Raw genomic sequence first — 15,457 nt, forward strand, 5'->3', positions numbered from 1 at the left:
GCCATCCCGCATAAGAAACCCTCACCGCAAAACCTAACGGCAATTAGCTAAGACGCAAAATATCCGGAACTAAAATTTTTTCGCGTCCAACAATGGCGCACAGCTGCTCAAATACAACCAGCGGTGCACGTAAATCGGTCAACATACAAACATCGAACATCGGCAACTCGGCAAACGATTGCCATATCGGCCGACCGGCAAGACGACGCACCTCGGCCTCGGGGTCATAAACGCCGACGACTTCAATATTCATCTCTTGCGCCCGTAATGCCGCAATCTCAGCCAGATCCGAATGTCCGCAAAGCACCACCCTCCTCAAGTCGCGCGCCCGACATTCCGCATATAACCGCAGGCAAGAGTCGCCGGCCTTACGATAAAACTCGAACGAATGCGCCAAATATTTGGCGGCGAGCCGGCTCTTTTCGGAAAAACCTGTTGGCGTGAGGTAATACAGATAACGATTGGACGGCGCCTCGGTGATCTTGATGAATCCTTTACGAATACAACGCCGCAGATAGGAATTGGCCAGACCAAGGGCGACCCCCATTTGATGGGCTAAGTGGCGTTGAGTGACGTTGCTCTTCCGACCAACCGCATCCAGCAACTCAAGCACCAATTGCTCTTCCCTGTCGGGCTTGGTGTTCATTGAATGAACACTATAGTCCCATCACCCTTGAGGTCAAGCGCGCGGCGGGTTGCTATGACGACTCTATGGTATCGACGCCGATAACCGTGCGCGTCTTTTTACCCAAAATCTCAAGCAACAGGACCACACGGTCCCGACCCGATTTCGCGAGGAAAATTCCTTCGTATCCAGCCAATGACCCCTCCGTAATTCGTATTCGGCTGCCGGGGCGGTGTTGCTCCACCGGCAACGCATGTATTCCATCGCCGTCCTCGCGCTGCCGCAATGCCGCTACCAAATCGGTCGGTACCTGCGCCGCTTGCTGACCAAAACGCACCAACGACGCCACTCCCAAGGTCGACCGAATCGGGCCCCAATTATCAGACTCGTTATCGAGATGAATAAACAAGTAGCGCGGAAACATCGGCCCAACGGTGACTATACGTCGACCCTGACGCTTTCGTGTCTGGTGGATCAGCGGAAGATACGTTTCGTAACCCTGGCGCGCGAGATTAACTTGCGCCACTGCTTCCTGGTGCGGCTTGGCATAGAGCAAATACCATGCTCTGGAAGCGACGTCACTCATTATCAAACCCTGTGCACGGTGGGCAACGACAACTTACCCTAATTCGATACCGGTTCACCGCGTCAGCAATTGCTGCATGTATCGCTCTACACCCTGCTCGACGGTGAGAAACGTCTTCTTGTAACCCGCCTTGCGCAAGCGAGCAATATCCGCCTGCGTAAAACTCTGATACTTGCCCTTCAGCGCCTCCGGAAATGCGACATATTCGATCAATCCCTGCTGCTGCAACTCGGCTAACGAAAGTGTCGGCTCGCCTTTGCTTTTGCGTACGCTATTGACGACGGCGCAACCGACGTCGTTAAACGTCTGCGCCCGACCGGTACCGACATTAAAGATGCCGCTCTTGGCCGGATGATCCAAGAAAAATAAATTAACGGCGGTCACGTCATCGACCGAAATAAAATCGCGCCGCTGTTCGCCGGAGCCATAACCGTCGCAACCTTCGAAAAGTTTGACGCGGCCGGATTCGCGCAGCTGATGAAAGTGATGGAACGCAACCGACGCCATACGGCCTTTGTGCGTCTCGCGATCGCCGTACACGTTGAAATAACGAAAGCCGGCGATCTGCGCCGTCTTCTTCGGCAACGCACGCCGTACGTACTGATCGAACAGAAACTTGGAGTAGCCGTAGACATTGAGCGGCGCTTCGCATTCACGGTCTTCGCGGAATTCTTTGTTGCCGCCATAAACCGCTGCCGACGACGCGTACAAAAATGGAATGCGCTTGCCCTGACAAAAATGCAGCAACGTCTTCGAGTATTCGAAGTTGTTCTGCATCATGTAGCGGCCGTCGTGTTCCATTGTGTCGGAACATGCGCCTTGATGTAGCACTGCCTTGAATTTCTTGAAGGCGCCGGCTTGCACGCGCGCCAGGAATTCTTGCTTGTCGAGGTAGTCGGCGATTTCGCAATCTGTCAGATTGCGAAACTTGTCCGCCTTCGTTAGGTTGTCCACGACCAAAACGTCTTTGGCGCCGCGCTGGTTCAACGCCTTGACGATATTGGCGCCGACGAAGCCGGCACCACCGGTAACGACGAACATCATGCCTCCTGTAACGCGGCTTCGTGCAGAATTTCTTCCGGTGTTGCCGTCGCCGCACCGAGTTTGCCGACGACGATGCCGGCAGCGATGTTCGCCAAATGCAACGCGTCTTCGACCGAGCTGCCAGCGGCGTAGGCGCAACCAACGGTAGCGATCACGCTATCGCCGGCGCCGGTGACGTCGAACACCTCGCGCGCTCGTGCCGGCAGATGCGCTACGCGATTAGTTTTATCGATCAGGCTCATGCCATCTTCGCCGCGCGTCACCAGCAACCCCTCCAAATCCAACGCCGCTACCATGGCCTGCGCCTTGCGTTCTAAATCAGCGTTGTCGCGAAACTTACCGGCGACTTGCTCGAACTCTTTGCGGTTAGGTGTAATCAATGTCGCGCGTCGATAGTGACTGTAGTCATCGCCTTTGGGATCAACCACCACCGGCACATCGGCGTCGCGTGCCGCGGTAATCATTTCTTGTACGTAACCCAAGCCGCCCTTGCCGTAATCGGAAAGAATGACGACGTCGAAATCACGCAAATGTTCGAGGTAATAATCGAGCAGTTTTACCCGTGCGTCTTTACTGGCCTGCGATTCGAAATCGATTCGAATTAGTTGCTGATTACGTGAAATAACACGCAACTTGACGGTGGTGTTGATGCACTTGTCGCGATAGAGCCCGCATTCAACACCGTCCGTCTGCAGCAGTCGTTGCAAACTGTCGGCCTCGGCATCGTCACCGGTAATGGACAGTAGCCGACATTGCGCGCCGAGCGTACGTACGACCCGGGCAACGTTGGCGGCACCGCCCGGACGTTCGTCCGTACGCGTCACCGCAACTACCGGCACCGGCGCCTCCGGCGAGATGCGCTCGACACCACCATGCCAGTAACGATCGAGCATGGCATCACCCACGACTAGCACGCGGCAACGGGCAATATCACTAAGTAATTGATTCAACATGTTGGTCGATTCGCCTCTTGGCGGGCGCAATGGTATCAGGGCCAAGTTAGCCGCTGTAGTCGGTAATCGGACATTACGGTCCGGCTATCTCGTGCTCAATAGCCGCGAGCGTCGCCAACGGATCCGGCGCACGCGTGATCGGCCGGCCGATCACCAACAAATCCGCGCCTTCGGCGATCGCCTGCGCCGGCGTCAGCACGCGCTGCTGATCGCCGATCGCGCTACCCGTCGGGCGGATTCCGGGTGTCACTAGTAAAAAGCCGGCGCCGAATCGCTGCCGCAGCGCCCGCGCCTCGGTCGGCGCGCAGACGACACCATCGAGCCCAGCAACATGAGCGAGCTCCGCCAATTTCAGCGCACGGTCGGCGAGACTTTCACCCAAACCGATTTCACGCACGTCGGCAGTGCTGAGACTGGTCAGTAAGGTCACGCCGATTACGCGCGGCCGATCGGCTGCCTCGCCGACACCGCGCCGCGCTGCCGCCATCATGGCACTGCCGCCAAGGCAATGGACGGTCAGCAAGCGGGTACCGAGATGACTGAGCTGTCGGCAAGCCTGTTCGACGGTATTAGGAATATCGTGCAATTTAAGATCGAGGAATACGTCAAACCCACGGGCGACAACTTCGCGAACCAGATTTGGGCCAGCGGCGGTAAAAAGTTCGAGCCCGACTTTAAGCTGACACTGTCCAGGCACCAGCCGATCGACGAACGCGAGCGCCTCATCAGCGATAGCAAAATCAAGAGCGACAATGACGCGTGGTTGATTCATCAGCTCTCCACCACCGGTTTCACGGTATTCCAACGGCTACAGCTGGGACACAGCCAATGCAAGCTGCGACCCTTGAAGCCGCACTGCTGACAGGCGTACCCCTGATGTTGCTTACGTAAGTCTTCGATAATGCCTTTGAGCAGTAATAAATCGCGCTTAACGGTGTCGTCAGCCTGCTCGAGATTGAGCTCGAGCAATTGATAAAGACCATGGACGTTGGGTTGACGACGCAGCGACTCGACGATGAATCGCTCGGCTGCCTTTACACCGTCGCGCCGCTTGATAATGTCGGCGAACGTCAGTGTCAGCGATACCGCCGCGTGGCGCTCCTGTGCATCGCTGAAAAACTCGTACAACCCCTGCTCGTCATCCAACTGCCGATAAGCCTCGGCGATACGGCTGGCGACTTCGCTGAAGTAATGGGCATCCTGGTCTTCGACGCGTCGCCACGCCTTGATGGCTTCGCGCTGACGTCCCTCTTTAACTTCGATATCGCCTAGAACGATGCTAGCGCGCACGCAATTGCCGTCTGCCGCCAATGCCTGCTTCAGGAATTCACGAGCAGCGGTTAGGTTAGCTTTGGTAAACGCTTGTTCGGCCAGCTCGCAGTAATACTGGGCGATGATCGCGTCCATATTCTTGCCGGAAGCGCGCGCCAACTTCCGGCTCGTCTGGATCGCCTTTTCCCACTCCTTCTCCTGTTGATAAATATTCAACAGTAAGCGCAACGCTTGTTCACTGTGCGCGCGGATCTCGGCGAGTTCGAGGAACAAGTTCTCGGCGCGATCGAACAGACCGGCTTTGAAGTAGTCCTGCGCCAGCTCGAGTAGCGCGTATGTGCGCTGCTCGCGATCCAGCGTCGGGCGGGCAATCAGGTTTTGATGAATGCGGATGGCGCGCTCGACTTCACCGCGCCGGCGAAATAAATTGCCGAGTGCTAAGTGCGTCTCGACCGTATCGGAGTTGACCTCGAGCACCTGGATAAAGATCTCGATGGCCTTGTCGGGCTGCTCGTTGAGCAGGAAGTTCAAACCCTTGAAATACGCCGACGGCAGGTCGAGCGTCTTGTTAGACTGGCGCTTGGCGTCGAAACGAGCGATCCAATAGCCGGACAACGCCGCCAGCGGTAGGAGCAAGCCTACCAACAGGTCATAACCGCTGAGCGTTATTCCGCTAAATGACATCTTTGATCGGCAGCGCCCGCAAGTTCATCACTTCTTGCTCGATCTGGCGAATGTCTTTGCGTGCCTGCACCAATTGCCGCTGCATGCGAATAACCATGCGCAATCCGGCGAGATAACCGATGGCGATGCCAATTGCGAGCGTGCTCAGTAGCGCCAGCGATAACGGACCGCGCCAATTTACACCGAGGTAATAAGCAAGTTCGATGTCCTGATGATTTTTCAGCGCGAAGGTAATGCCAAACAGCAGGGTGACGACGATCACGACAAAATAAAACGCACGCTTCATGCCGCCTCCTTAAAGAAAGCCGCCGCGGCGGCTTAATCCGTGAGCAAAAGGTCCGGAGCGAGGCGCATAGGCGCCGCCGCTCGCAAGTTGGAAAAAGCCTCGAATAGACTTTCTCAACCTACCTATTTTCTAATTTTTTCAGGTCATAAAAAAACGGCATTGATAACCCAAATGCCGTTTTTGCTTCCCGCATAACGGAAAGCGATTTAACCAGGTGCCGGTGCCGAATTATCGCTATCGACCCGTTCACGCAATTCCTTGCCAGGTTTGAAGTGAGGAACGAACTTGTCCGGAACATGCACTGCCGCCCCTGTCTTCGGATTACGGCCGACCCGCGGCGGACGATAATGCAGCGAGAAACTGCCGAAGCCACGCACCTCGATCCGCTCTCCGGCCGCTAACGCCGCAGACATCTGCTCGAGCAACTCTTTGACGGCCAGTTCGACATCACGGTAATCGAGCTGCGGCTGCTTGGCAGCCAGCGCATTGATGAGTTCTGATTTCGTCATCGTCCTTTTCCTATAGGAAATGCGCCGGCCAATTTCAAGCTAGACAAGCATTGCTTCCGTTACTCCTCGACGCTGTCTTGGGCGCCGAGTTTTTCCTTGAGCTTGTCGCCCAAGGTCGAAGTACCGGAAGATGGCTTGCGCGTGTACTCCTGCACCGCCTCGTTCTCTTCTTCCAGGTCCTTCGCCCGCACCGACAACGACAACTTGCGGTTTTTACGGTCGATGGTGGTGATCTTGGCCTCGACCTCGTCGCCTTCCTTCAGCACCGAACGCGCATCTTCGATGCGGTCACGGCCCAATTCGGAAGCACGAAGATAGCCTTCGATCTCTTCACCAAGCTTAATGGTCGCACCCTTCGCCTCGACGGCGATGACGATACCTTTAACGACCGAGCCCTTACCGTTGACGGTGACGAAGTTCGAGAACGGATCGCCTTCGAGCTGCTTGATGCCGAGCGAAATGCGCTCGCGTTCCGGGTCGATGGCGAGAATGATTGCTTCGACGTCGTCGCCCTTCTTGTAGTTACGCACGGCTTCTTCGCCTGGCGCGCCCCAGGAAAGGTCGGACAAGTGCACGAGACCGTCGATGCCGCCTTCGAGACCGATGAACACACCGAAGTCGGTGATCGACTTGATCTTGCCTTTGATGTGTTCGTTCTTATTGTGGTTCGCGGCGAATTCCTGCCACGGGTTCGGCTGGCACTGCTTCATGCCGAGCGAGATACGACGACGCTCGGTGTCGATGTCGAGCACCATGACCTCGACCTCGTCGCCCAACTGCACGACCTTGGTCGGGTGGATATTCTTATTGGTCCAGTCCATTTCGGAGACGTGCACCAGGCCTTCGACGCCCGGCTCGATCTCGACGAACGCGCCGTAGTCGGTGATGTTGGTGACCTTACCGAACAGACGCGCGCCTTCCGGATAACGGCGGGTGATGTCGACCCACGGATCATCGCCGAGCTGCTTGAGACCGAGCGAAACGCGGTTGCGCTCGCGGTCGTAACGCAGAACTTTGGCTTCGATCTCGTCGCCGATCTTGAGGACTTCGGACGGATGCTTGACGCGCTTCCAGGCGAGGTCGGTGATGTGCAACAGACCATCGATGCCGCCCAAGTCCACGAACGCGCCGTAATCGGTGAGGTTCTTGACCACGCCCTTGACCGTCTGCCCCTCTTCGAGGTTCGACAGCAATGCTTGGCGTTCGGCGGAAATTTCTTTCTCGACGACAGCGCGACGCGAAACAACGACGTTCGAACGCTTGCGGTCGATCTTGATGACTTTGAATTCGAGTTCTTTGCCTTCGAGGTAACTCGGATCGCGCACCGGGCGCACATCGACGAGCGAGCTTGGCAAAAATGCACGGATGCCGTTGACGGCGACGGTGTAGCCGCCCTTCACCTTACCGGTCATGACGCCGGTGACAACCGACTGAACTTCGAAAGCCTTCTCCAAATCTTCCCAGGCCTTGACGCGCATCGCCTTCTCGCGCGACAGCAAGGTCTCGCCGGTGCCGTCTTCGAGCGACTCGATAACGACTTCGACGGTGTCGCCGATCTTGACGTGCAATACGCCGAGAGCGTCTTTGAATTGGATAGAGGGGATAACGCCTTCTGACTTGAGGCCGGCGTTGACGATCACCACTTCATCGTCGACAAAAACCACTTCACCGGAAATCAGTTGGCCCGACTGCAAACGCGTTTTATGCAGGCTTTCTTCGAACAGTTGCGCAAAACTTTCAGCCATAACTCTCCACGAGGACAGATACCTGAATGGTCCGAGACCAGTTGTTGAAGTTTCGAGATTCGTTTACGCCGAGCTAAGAAGGAACTCGGACCTGCTGAAAACGTTAACGTTTATGCAGCAGACTCTCGATGCGATCGACCACCTCGGAAATGCTTAAATCGGAGGTATCTAAAATGTGGGCGTCCGCAGCGGGCTTGAGCGGTGATGCTTCACGAGCGGCATCACGCGCATCACGTTCACGAATCTCGTCCAAAAGCCGGCGCAGGTTAACATCGAACCCCTTTTCCTTCAACTGTTTATACCTGCGTTCAGCTCGTACCTCGGCACTCGCCGTAAGGAATACCTTTATTAAAGCATCGGGAAAAACCGTCGTGCCCATATCCCGACCATCGGCCACCAACCCCGGTGGCCGGCGTAAGGCATGTTGTTTATGCAACAAGGCTTTACGTACCGACGGCAATGCTGCCACCCGGGAGGCAGCGGCACCTGAGCTTTCAGTTCGCAAATCGTCGCCAACCTCTTCACCCTGCAGCAAAATCTCGGGCGCCCCATCGGCACGTGGCAGAAACTCGACGTCGAGACTTAGCGCCAGTTGGGCAACGACCGGCTCATCGGCCAAGTCCACACCGGCACGGTTCGCCGCCAGCCCAACCAGGCGATATAGCGCACCGCTGTCCAAAAAGTGCCACCCAAGACGGGTCGCCAGGATTTGACAGACAGTCCCCTTGCCCGAACCACTCGGGCCGTCGACGGTAATGACGGGTGTGTGCTCCATCCGATTAACCACCCTCTTGCACGTCGACCCTCAAACCGGCGCGGCGCGCCAAATCCGCAAATCCGGGAAATGAGGTATCCACGTTCTTACAATCACGCACGACGATCGATCGCTGCGAGGTCAGTGCCGCCATCGAAAACGCCATGGCAATACGATGGTCGCCAAGGCTGTCGACGACACCGCCCTGCGCCATCCCGCCTTGAACCACCATTCCGTCCGCGGTCTCGCGCACCGGAATGCCGATCGCCATAAGTCCGCGCGCCGTTGCCGCGATCCGATCGCTTTCTTTGACACGTAGCTCTTCGGCGCCTGAAAGAATCGTTTCGCCTTCCGCATTCGCCGCCGCAATCATCAGCACCGGCAACTCATCGATCGCCAGCGGCACTTGGTCTTCAGGAATATGAATGCCGCGCAAACGGGCCGAGCGAACACGAATATCGGCCACCGGTTCTCCGCCCACTTCGCGTTGGTTCAACAGCGCAATATCAGCACCCATTAATCGCAAAATATTAAGCACGCCGATGCGCGTTGGGTTTATGCCAACATGTTCGAGAATTAACTCCGAATCGGCGGCAATCGAAGCGCCGACCAGAAAAAACGCCGCCGACGAAATGTCCGCCGGCACATCGACGTCACAAGCGTGCAACTGTCCGCCGCCGCGAACACGCGCCGTAGCGCCGGCGACAACGACGTCATAGCCGAATCCACGCAACATGCGTTCGGTGTGATCGCGTGTCGGCGCCGGTTCAGTCACGGAGGTTTCACCGTCGGCATACAGACCCGCGAGCAAAACCGACGACTTTACCTGCGCGCTCGGCATCGACAGCGGATAGTCGATGCCGCGCAACTTGCGAGCGCCGCGAATCCGCAGCGGCGGGCAACCACCGTCGGCGGTTTCGATCAACGCTCCCATACTATTGAGCGGTTCGGATACGCGCCGCATCGGTCGCTTCGACAACGACTCATCGCCGATCAACGTCGATTCGAACGGCTGGCCGGCGAGCAGCCCGGCCATTAAACGCATGGCCGTACCGGAGTTGCCCATGTCGAGCGGTTGCGTCGGCGCATTGAGCCCGTGCATACCGACACCCTCGATCGTCAGCCGCCCTGCCGTCGGTCCGTCAGCCGGCACACCCATCGCTCGGAATGCCGCCAGTGTGCACAGCACGTCGTCGCCTTCCAGCAAGCCGGTGATTTGCGTTGTGCCGTCGGCCAACGAACCCAACATGACGGCCCGATGCGAGATGGACTTGTCGCCCGGCACTCGCAACGCGCCACGCAGACGTCCGCCGGACGCCACGCGATAATCGATTCTCATAAATTAATCTCCAGCTGTACTCGGGCCTGACCCCAGCTGCTCGCGCGCGCGCTTAGCGCGCCCGAAGGTCTCGTACAGCCATTGGCCGTCACCACGCTCGATCGCTTCCGACAGCGCATCGAGGTCCTCTTGATACTGCCGCAACAACGCCAGCAGTTCCTTCCGGTTGGCAAGACAGATGTCACGCCACATGGTGGGATCGCTGGCGGCAATACGTGTGAAATCACGAAATCCGCCGCCAGAGCAATCGAAAATAGAACGGTGTTCGTCCATGCGCACGATCATATCGACTAGTGCGTACGACAACGCGTGCGGTAAATGACTGCTGGCAGCCAGGATGCGATCGTGCTCGGTGGCGGACATATCAATCACGGTGGCGCCGGTCGCCGCCCACATCGTTCGCACACGATCCAATGCCTCGACATTGGTCTCCGGTTCCGGCGTCAATACCACACGCCGCTGCTCGAACAAATCGACGATCGACGCTGCTGCACCGGAACGTTCGGTGCCGGCAATGGGATGGCCCGGAACAAAATCGGCAAAGCGATCACCGAGTGCAGCGCGGGCGTCATCGACGACCGGAACCTTAACGCTGCCGACATCCGTCACCACCGCATTCGGCGCCAGTGCCGGCCGAATATCCGCCAAAACACTAGGCATTGCTCCAATCGGCACAGCGACAACAACCATATCGGCGTTTCGCACGGCGCCGGCGATGTTGGTCTCGGCACTATCGATGATATCGAGGCGAACCGCATCTTCGAGATTCGCCAGCGAGCGCCCATAGCCCACCACCTCACCGACTGCATCGGCGGCGCGCAATGCGCGCGCCAGCGAGCCGCCGATCAGGCCGACACCGATGATGCACAGACGCGCGATCATCCGACACTGCGGGCGGGCGTGCCGCCAGCATCCCGCAAAACATCGGCTAGCGCCGTGAGGAACCGTCGATTTTCCTCCGCTAGACCGATGGTGACACGCAAATGCTGCGGCATACCGTAGCTCGCTACCGGCCGCACGATGACACCGGCGCGCAATAACGCGTCATATACCGGCCGTGCCGGCCGGCGGACATCGAACGATACGAAATTGCCAACCGACGGAATGAAATCAAGGCCGAGACCTGTCAGTCCTTCGGTTATCTGTTCCATGCCGGCACGATTAAGCGCGACACCACGGGCAACGTGCGCATCATCGGCCAACGCTGCCTCGGCGGCGGCGGCGGCGACACTGTTCACATTGAACGGTTGGCGCACCCGATTGAGATAGTCGGCAACATGCGGATGCGACACACCGTAACCGATACGCAACGCCGCCAATCCATAAATTTTGGAAAACGTCCGCGTCACCACCAAGTTGGGATAGCGCGCCACCCACTGCACCGCATTCGGATAATCGGACTCGGCGACATACTCGAAATAGGCTTCGTCGACGACCACTAAAACGTTGATCGGCACCGAGCGAATGAACGCTTCCAGATCGTCACGTTTGAGCCAGGTACCGGTGGGGTTGTTCGGGTTGGCAATAAATACTAAGCGCGTATGCGGTGTGAATGCATCACGCATAGCGGCAAGATCATGCCCCCAGGCACGCGCCGGCACCACCATCGGCTTCGCGCCAACCGCACGCGCCACCAGCTCATACACGGCGAACGCATGTTCGGAATAAATCACCTCGTCGCCGGTGGTAGCGAACGCACGCGCCATGAATTCGAGCACGTCGTTGGAACCATTACCCAGCGTGATTTGCTCCGGCGCCACATCGAGCTTGGTCGACAACGCCCGCTTCAGCGCAAAGCCGCCGCCGTCAGGATAACGCGCGAGCTCAGCCAGTGTCGCCCGTGCCGCCTCTATTGCATACGGACTCGGGCCAATAGGATTTTCGTTGCTGGCCAGCTTGATCGCGTCGGCAATGCCGTACTCGCGTTGCAGCTCGGATAACGGCTTACCCGGCTGGTACGGCTCGATCGAGCGCACACCGGGTACAGCAAGAGAACGAATGTCGATGGTCATGTTAACGCACCGCTTTGGGGTAAGAGCCAAGACACTTATAGAAAGCCGCTTCACGCTCGAGCAGCTTCAGCACGCGTTCGGTTTTCTTCTCGCGCACGTGGCCTTCGATATCGATGAAGAACACGTATTCCCAGGCACTGCGGCGCGACGGCCGCGACTCGATGCGGGTCATGTTAAGGCCGTAGCGTGATAACGGCGTCAACAATTTATGCAATGCGCCCGGCTGGTTCTTGCCCGATAACATCAGCGTCGTTTTGTCTTTGCCGGTCGGCGTCGTTTCGAGATTGCCGATCACAAGAAAGCGTGTGGTGTTGTCGGGCCGGTCTTCGATGTTCTTCGACAGCACGTTCAATCCGTAGAGCTTCGCCGCCGATTCGCTGGCGATTGCCAGCGTCGTGTCGTCCGCGGCCGCGAGCCGCGCCGCCTCGGCATTGCTCGCCACCGGCACGCGTTCCAGCTGCGGCAAGTGGGCATCGAGCCACTCGCGGCACTGCGCCAACGACTGCTGGTGCGAAACGATACGCTGCGATTTTTCTAGGCTGTCGCCGCGACCGAGCAAATGCTGATGTACTCGCAACGCCACCTCGCCGCAAATCTTGAGCGACGATACCAGAAACATATCGAGCGTATGGTTGACCACGCCTTCGGTCGAGTTCTCGACCGGCACGACGCCGAAGTGCGCGTCGCCGGAATCGACCTCGCGAAATACCTCGTCAATCGTACCGAGCGGAACCGTTTCTACGGAATGGCCAAAATGTTTGAACGCGGCTTCTTGCGTGAATGTACCGGCCGGGCCCAAAAAGGCGATCTTGAGCGGCGACTCGAGCGCGAGGCAAGCTGACATAATTTCACGGAACAGCCGTGCCATCTCTTCGTTCGGCAACGGCCCTTTGTTGCGCTCGAGCACACCCCGCAAGACATTCGCCTCGCGCTCCGGGCGATAACAATGCGTGGCACCGTTGTCGTGTTTGGTTTTGGCAACCACCTGCGCGTACTGCGCACGCTTGCTGATCAACGCCTGAATCTTTTCGTCGATTGCGTCGATCTTAGTGCGCAGCTCGCGCAGCCGCTGTTCTTCGTTATTCATAGATAAACTCCGCAACCGTGCCACGGTTGCGCCTGGCGTTTCTACAACCGGGTCAATTTCGTTTGGCGCCCTCTCCCACCTTATGCTCGCCGGGGTGCACAACAATTTTGTGCACCCATTCGGCGGCGCGAAGTCGGTTTGCTAGCGCATTTCATCGATGGGCGGGTCGATGATCCGCGCCATCAGCACCCCGTCGATCGAGGCGATGCGCTGGCGCAACGACTCTGGCACCGGGGCGTCGAGGTCGACGACAGTATACGCCAAGTTGCCGCGCGACATGTTCACCATGTCATGGATGTTGAGCTTCGCCTGCCCGAATGCCTCCGAGATCTGACCGAGCATGTTCGGTACATTGGCGTTGGCGCAGACGAATCGATGCTGGGTCGCGCGCGGCACCACGACCTCGGGGAAATTGACCGAGTTGCGGATGTTGCCGTTCTCCAGGAAATCGCGGACTTGGTCGGCAACCATCACCGCGCAGTTATCCTCGGCCTCTTGGGTCGAAGCACCAAGATGCGGCAAGGTAATCGTACGCGGGTGGCTCTTGGTCAGATTACTCGGGAAATCGCAGATGTAGGCGTAGGCCTTGCCGGCATCGAGTGCGTCCACCATCGCCTTGTCATCGACGATGCCTTCACGGGCAAAGTTCAAGACAACGACGCCGTCCTTCATCATCTTCAGGCGATCGGCATTAATAAGGTTGCGGGTGGCATCGATCAATGGCACATGGCACGTTACGAAGTCCGACATGCGCAACAGCTCGTCGATCGAACGCGCCTTTTTCACATCGGCCGATAACTGCCAGGCGCCTTCGACTGTCAGACCCGGGTCGAAGCCGACGACCTTCATGCCCAACGCAATACCGGTGTTGGCGACGATACGGCCGATAGCACCAAGGCCGATGACGCCGAGCGTGCGGCCGGGTAACTCGTAGCCGCCGAACTGCTTCTTACCCGCCTCGACCGCTTTGTGCAGCTCGTCATCCGTACCCTGCAAGCGGCGCGCATAGTCCCATGCCTGGCAAATATGGCGGCACGCTAGAACCAACCCTGCCACCACTAATTCTTTTACCGCGTTGGCGTTCGCCCCGGGGGCGTTGAACACCGGAATCCCGCGCGCACTCATCTGCGGTACGGGGATATTGTTCACGCCGGCGCCGGCACGGCCGACCGCCTTCAACGTCGACGGAATCTCCATGTCGTGCATTTTGGCAGAGCGCACTAACACAGCATCCGGCGTCTTGAGGTCGGTACCGACGCGATAACGGTCGGCAGGTAAGCGCTCTAATCCAAGCGCGGAGATATTGTTCAGGGTCAATATTTGATACATGACTATTTCCTTCTCGTTCGGGTCTTTTTTAATAATCTGTTAATACAGCAGCGACGCAGTCATTATCCGCGCCACCAACGTCGCTCTAGGCGCACTTCAGAAACTCTTTCATGTAAGCAATAAGTGCATCGATGCCGGCTTCCGGCATAGCGTTGTAAATACTCGCGCGCATACCGCCGACCGAACGATGCCCTTTGAGCTGTAGCAAACCAGCGGCTTGCGCACCCTTGAGGAACGGCTCGTCGAGCGCCTCATCCTTCAATGTGAACGGGATATTCATCCATGAGCGCGACGACAACTCGACCGGATTCTTATAGAACCCGCCGGAGGCATCGATGTAGTTATAGAGTTTCTTCGCCTTACGTTCGTTGGTCTCGGCCATCGCTTTGAGGCCGCCGTTCTGCAGCAACCACTCGAACACCAGCCCAGCGATGTACCAGCCGTAGGTCGGCGGCGTGTTGTACATCGAGTCGTTGTCGGCGTGGATCTTGTAATCGAACATCGACGGCGTACCCGGCAATGTTTGACCGATGAGATCCTCGCGCACGATCACGAGCGTGAGGCCGGACGGACCGAAATTTTTTTGCGCACCGGCGTAGATCAAACCGAATTTGCTGACGTCGACCGGCCGCGACAAGAACGTCGACGACATGTCGCACACCAGTGGCACATTGCCAACATTGGGAACATCAGGAAATTCAACGCCGCCGATGGTCTCGTTGGCGGTGTAGTGCACATAAGCGGCATCCGCGCCGAGCTTCCACTGCGAGCGCGGTGGGATGGTAGTGAACTTTGAGGATTCGGCGTTGGCGGCGATGTTAACGGCGCCGTACTTCTGCGCTTCCTTGATCGCTTTCTTCGACCATTCACCGGTATGTAAGTAGTCGACCTTCTTTTTGCCGCCGAGCAGGTTCATCGGCACCATCGCGAACTGCGCAGTCGCGCCGCCCTGCAGGAACAACACTTTGTAGTTGGCTGGGATCCCGACCAAGACGCGCAGATCCTTCTCGGCCTTTTCGGCAATACTGATGAATTCCTTGCCGCGGTGACTCATCTCCATCACCGACATGCCGCTGCCGTGCCAATCGAGTAATTCCGCCTGCGCGCGTTGCAATACGTCCTGCGGCAACACCGCCGGACCGGCACTGAAGTTATAAATCGCTGTCATTACATCCCCGTACGTTGGATTAACAAATGTGACCCAACGGTAGTCAGATGCCGACGGTATTTGC

14 protein-coding genes and 1 pseudogene are annotated in these 15,457 nt (G+C 57.7%); all 15 read right to left on the bottom strand.

What is annotated here, in order from left to right; genetic code table 11:
• Nucleotides 1-43: 43 nt before the first annotated feature.
• Nucleotides 44-646 carry a winged helix-turn-helix transcriptional regulator gene (locus HY308_12360; protein MBI3899072.1) on the bottom strand — a complete coding sequence of 201 codons (603 nt, stop codon included), beginning with the start codon at nt 644-646 and terminating at the stop codon, nt 44-46.
• Nucleotides 647-698: 52 nt separating this feature from the next.
• Nucleotides 699-1,211 carry a transcription/translation regulatory transformer protein RfaH gene (gene rfaH / locus HY308_12365; protein ID MBI3899073.1) on the bottom strand — a complete coding sequence of 171 codons (513 nt, stop codon included), beginning with the start codon at nt 1,209-1,211 and terminating at the stop codon, nt 699-701.
• 54 nt (nt 1,212-1,265) lie between these two features.
• Nucleotides 1,266-2,255, bottom strand: a complete 990-nt coding sequence (gene rfaD / locus HY308_12370) for an ADP-glyceromanno-heptose 6-epimerase (GenBank protein ID MBI3899074.1) — start codon at nt 2,253-2,255, stop codon at nt 1,266-1,268.
• The gene (gene rfaE1, locus HY308_12375) at nt 2,252-3,208 is read right to left on the bottom strand and encodes a D-glycero-beta-D-manno-heptose-7-phosphate kinase (protein MBI3899075.1); all 957 of its coding nucleotides are present in this window, start codon (nt 3,206-3,208) and stop codon (nt 2,252-2,254) included. The genes rfaD and rfaE1 overlap by 4 nt, the downstream gene beginning before the upstream one ends.
• Nucleotides 3,209-3,281: 73 nt before the next feature.
• Entirely contained in the window at nt 3,282-3,980 is a 699-nt protein-coding gene (gene pyrF, locus HY308_12380) for an orotidine-5'-phosphate decarboxylase (GenBank protein ID MBI3899076.1), read from the bottom strand.
• Nucleotides 3,980-5,164 (bottom strand): lipopolysaccharide assembly protein LapB, encoded by a 1,185-nt coding sequence (gene lapB, locus HY308_12385; protein ID MBI3899077.1) that lies wholly within the window; start codon nt 5,162-5,164, stop codon nt 3,980-3,982. Before lapB ends, pyrF begins: the two co-directional genes overlap by 1 nt.
• Entirely contained in the window at nt 5,154-5,450 is a 297-nt protein-coding gene (locus HY308_12390; GenBank protein ID MBI3899078.1) for a DUF1049 domain-containing protein, read from the bottom strand. Before HY308_12390 ends, lapB begins: the two co-directional genes overlap by 11 nt.
• Before the next feature lie 206 nt (nt 5,451-5,656).
• A complete protein-coding gene (locus HY308_12395; protein ID MBI3899079.1) occupies nt 5,657-5,959 on the bottom strand; it encodes an integration host factor subunit beta in 303 nt (100 codons plus the stop codon).
• 59 nt (nt 5,960-6,018) lie between these two features.
• Nucleotides 6,019-7,704 (bottom strand): 30S ribosomal protein S1, encoded by a 1,686-nt coding sequence (rpsA, locus tag HY308_12400; protein MBI3899080.1) that lies wholly within the window; start codon nt 7,702-7,704, stop codon nt 6,019-6,021.
• Nucleotides 7,705-7,807: 103 nt separating this feature from the next.
• The gene (gene cmk / locus HY308_12405; GenBank protein ID MBI3899081.1) at nt 7,808-8,479 is read right to left on the bottom strand and encodes a (d)CMP kinase; all 672 of its coding nucleotides are present in this window, start codon (nt 8,477-8,479) and stop codon (nt 7,808-7,810) included.
• A gap of 4 nt (nt 8,480-8,483) precedes the next feature.
• A pseudogene (locus HY308_12410) lies at nt 8,484-10,679 on the bottom strand (bifunctional prephenate dehydrogenase/3-phosphoshikimate 1-carboxyvinyltransferase).
• Nucleotides 10,676-11,809 (bottom strand): histidinol-phosphate transaminase, encoded by a 1,134-nt coding sequence (locus HY308_12415; GenBank protein MBI3899082.1) that lies wholly within the window; start codon nt 11,807-11,809, stop codon nt 10,676-10,678. The pseudogene HY308_12410 and the gene HY308_12415 overlap by 4 nt, the downstream one beginning before the upstream one ends.
• Before the next feature lies 1 nt (nt 11,810).
• Nucleotides 11,811-12,896, bottom strand: a complete 1,086-nt coding sequence (gene pheA, locus HY308_12420) for a prephenate dehydratase (protein ID MBI3899083.1) — start codon at nt 12,894-12,896, stop codon at nt 11,811-11,813.
• 141 nt (nt 12,897-13,037) lie between these two features.
• Entirely contained in the window at nt 13,038-14,225 is a 1,188-nt protein-coding gene (locus HY308_12425) for a phosphoglycerate dehydrogenase (GenBank protein ID MBI3899084.1), read from the bottom strand.
• An 85-nt stretch (nt 14,226-14,310) separates the two neighbouring features.
• Nucleotides 14,311-15,393, bottom strand: coding sequence for a 3-phosphoserine/phosphohydroxythreonine transaminase (serC, locus tag HY308_12430; protein ID MBI3899085.1), 1,083 nt, complete (start codon nt 15,391-15,393; stop codon nt 14,311-14,313).
• Between the last annotated feature and the right edge of the window lie 64 nt (nt 15,394-15,457).

It is taken from the genome of Gammaproteobacteria bacterium (assembly GCA_016199745.1).
GTDB lineage: Bacteria > Pseudomonadota > Gammaproteobacteria > Acidiferrobacterales > Sulfurifustaceae > JACQFZ01.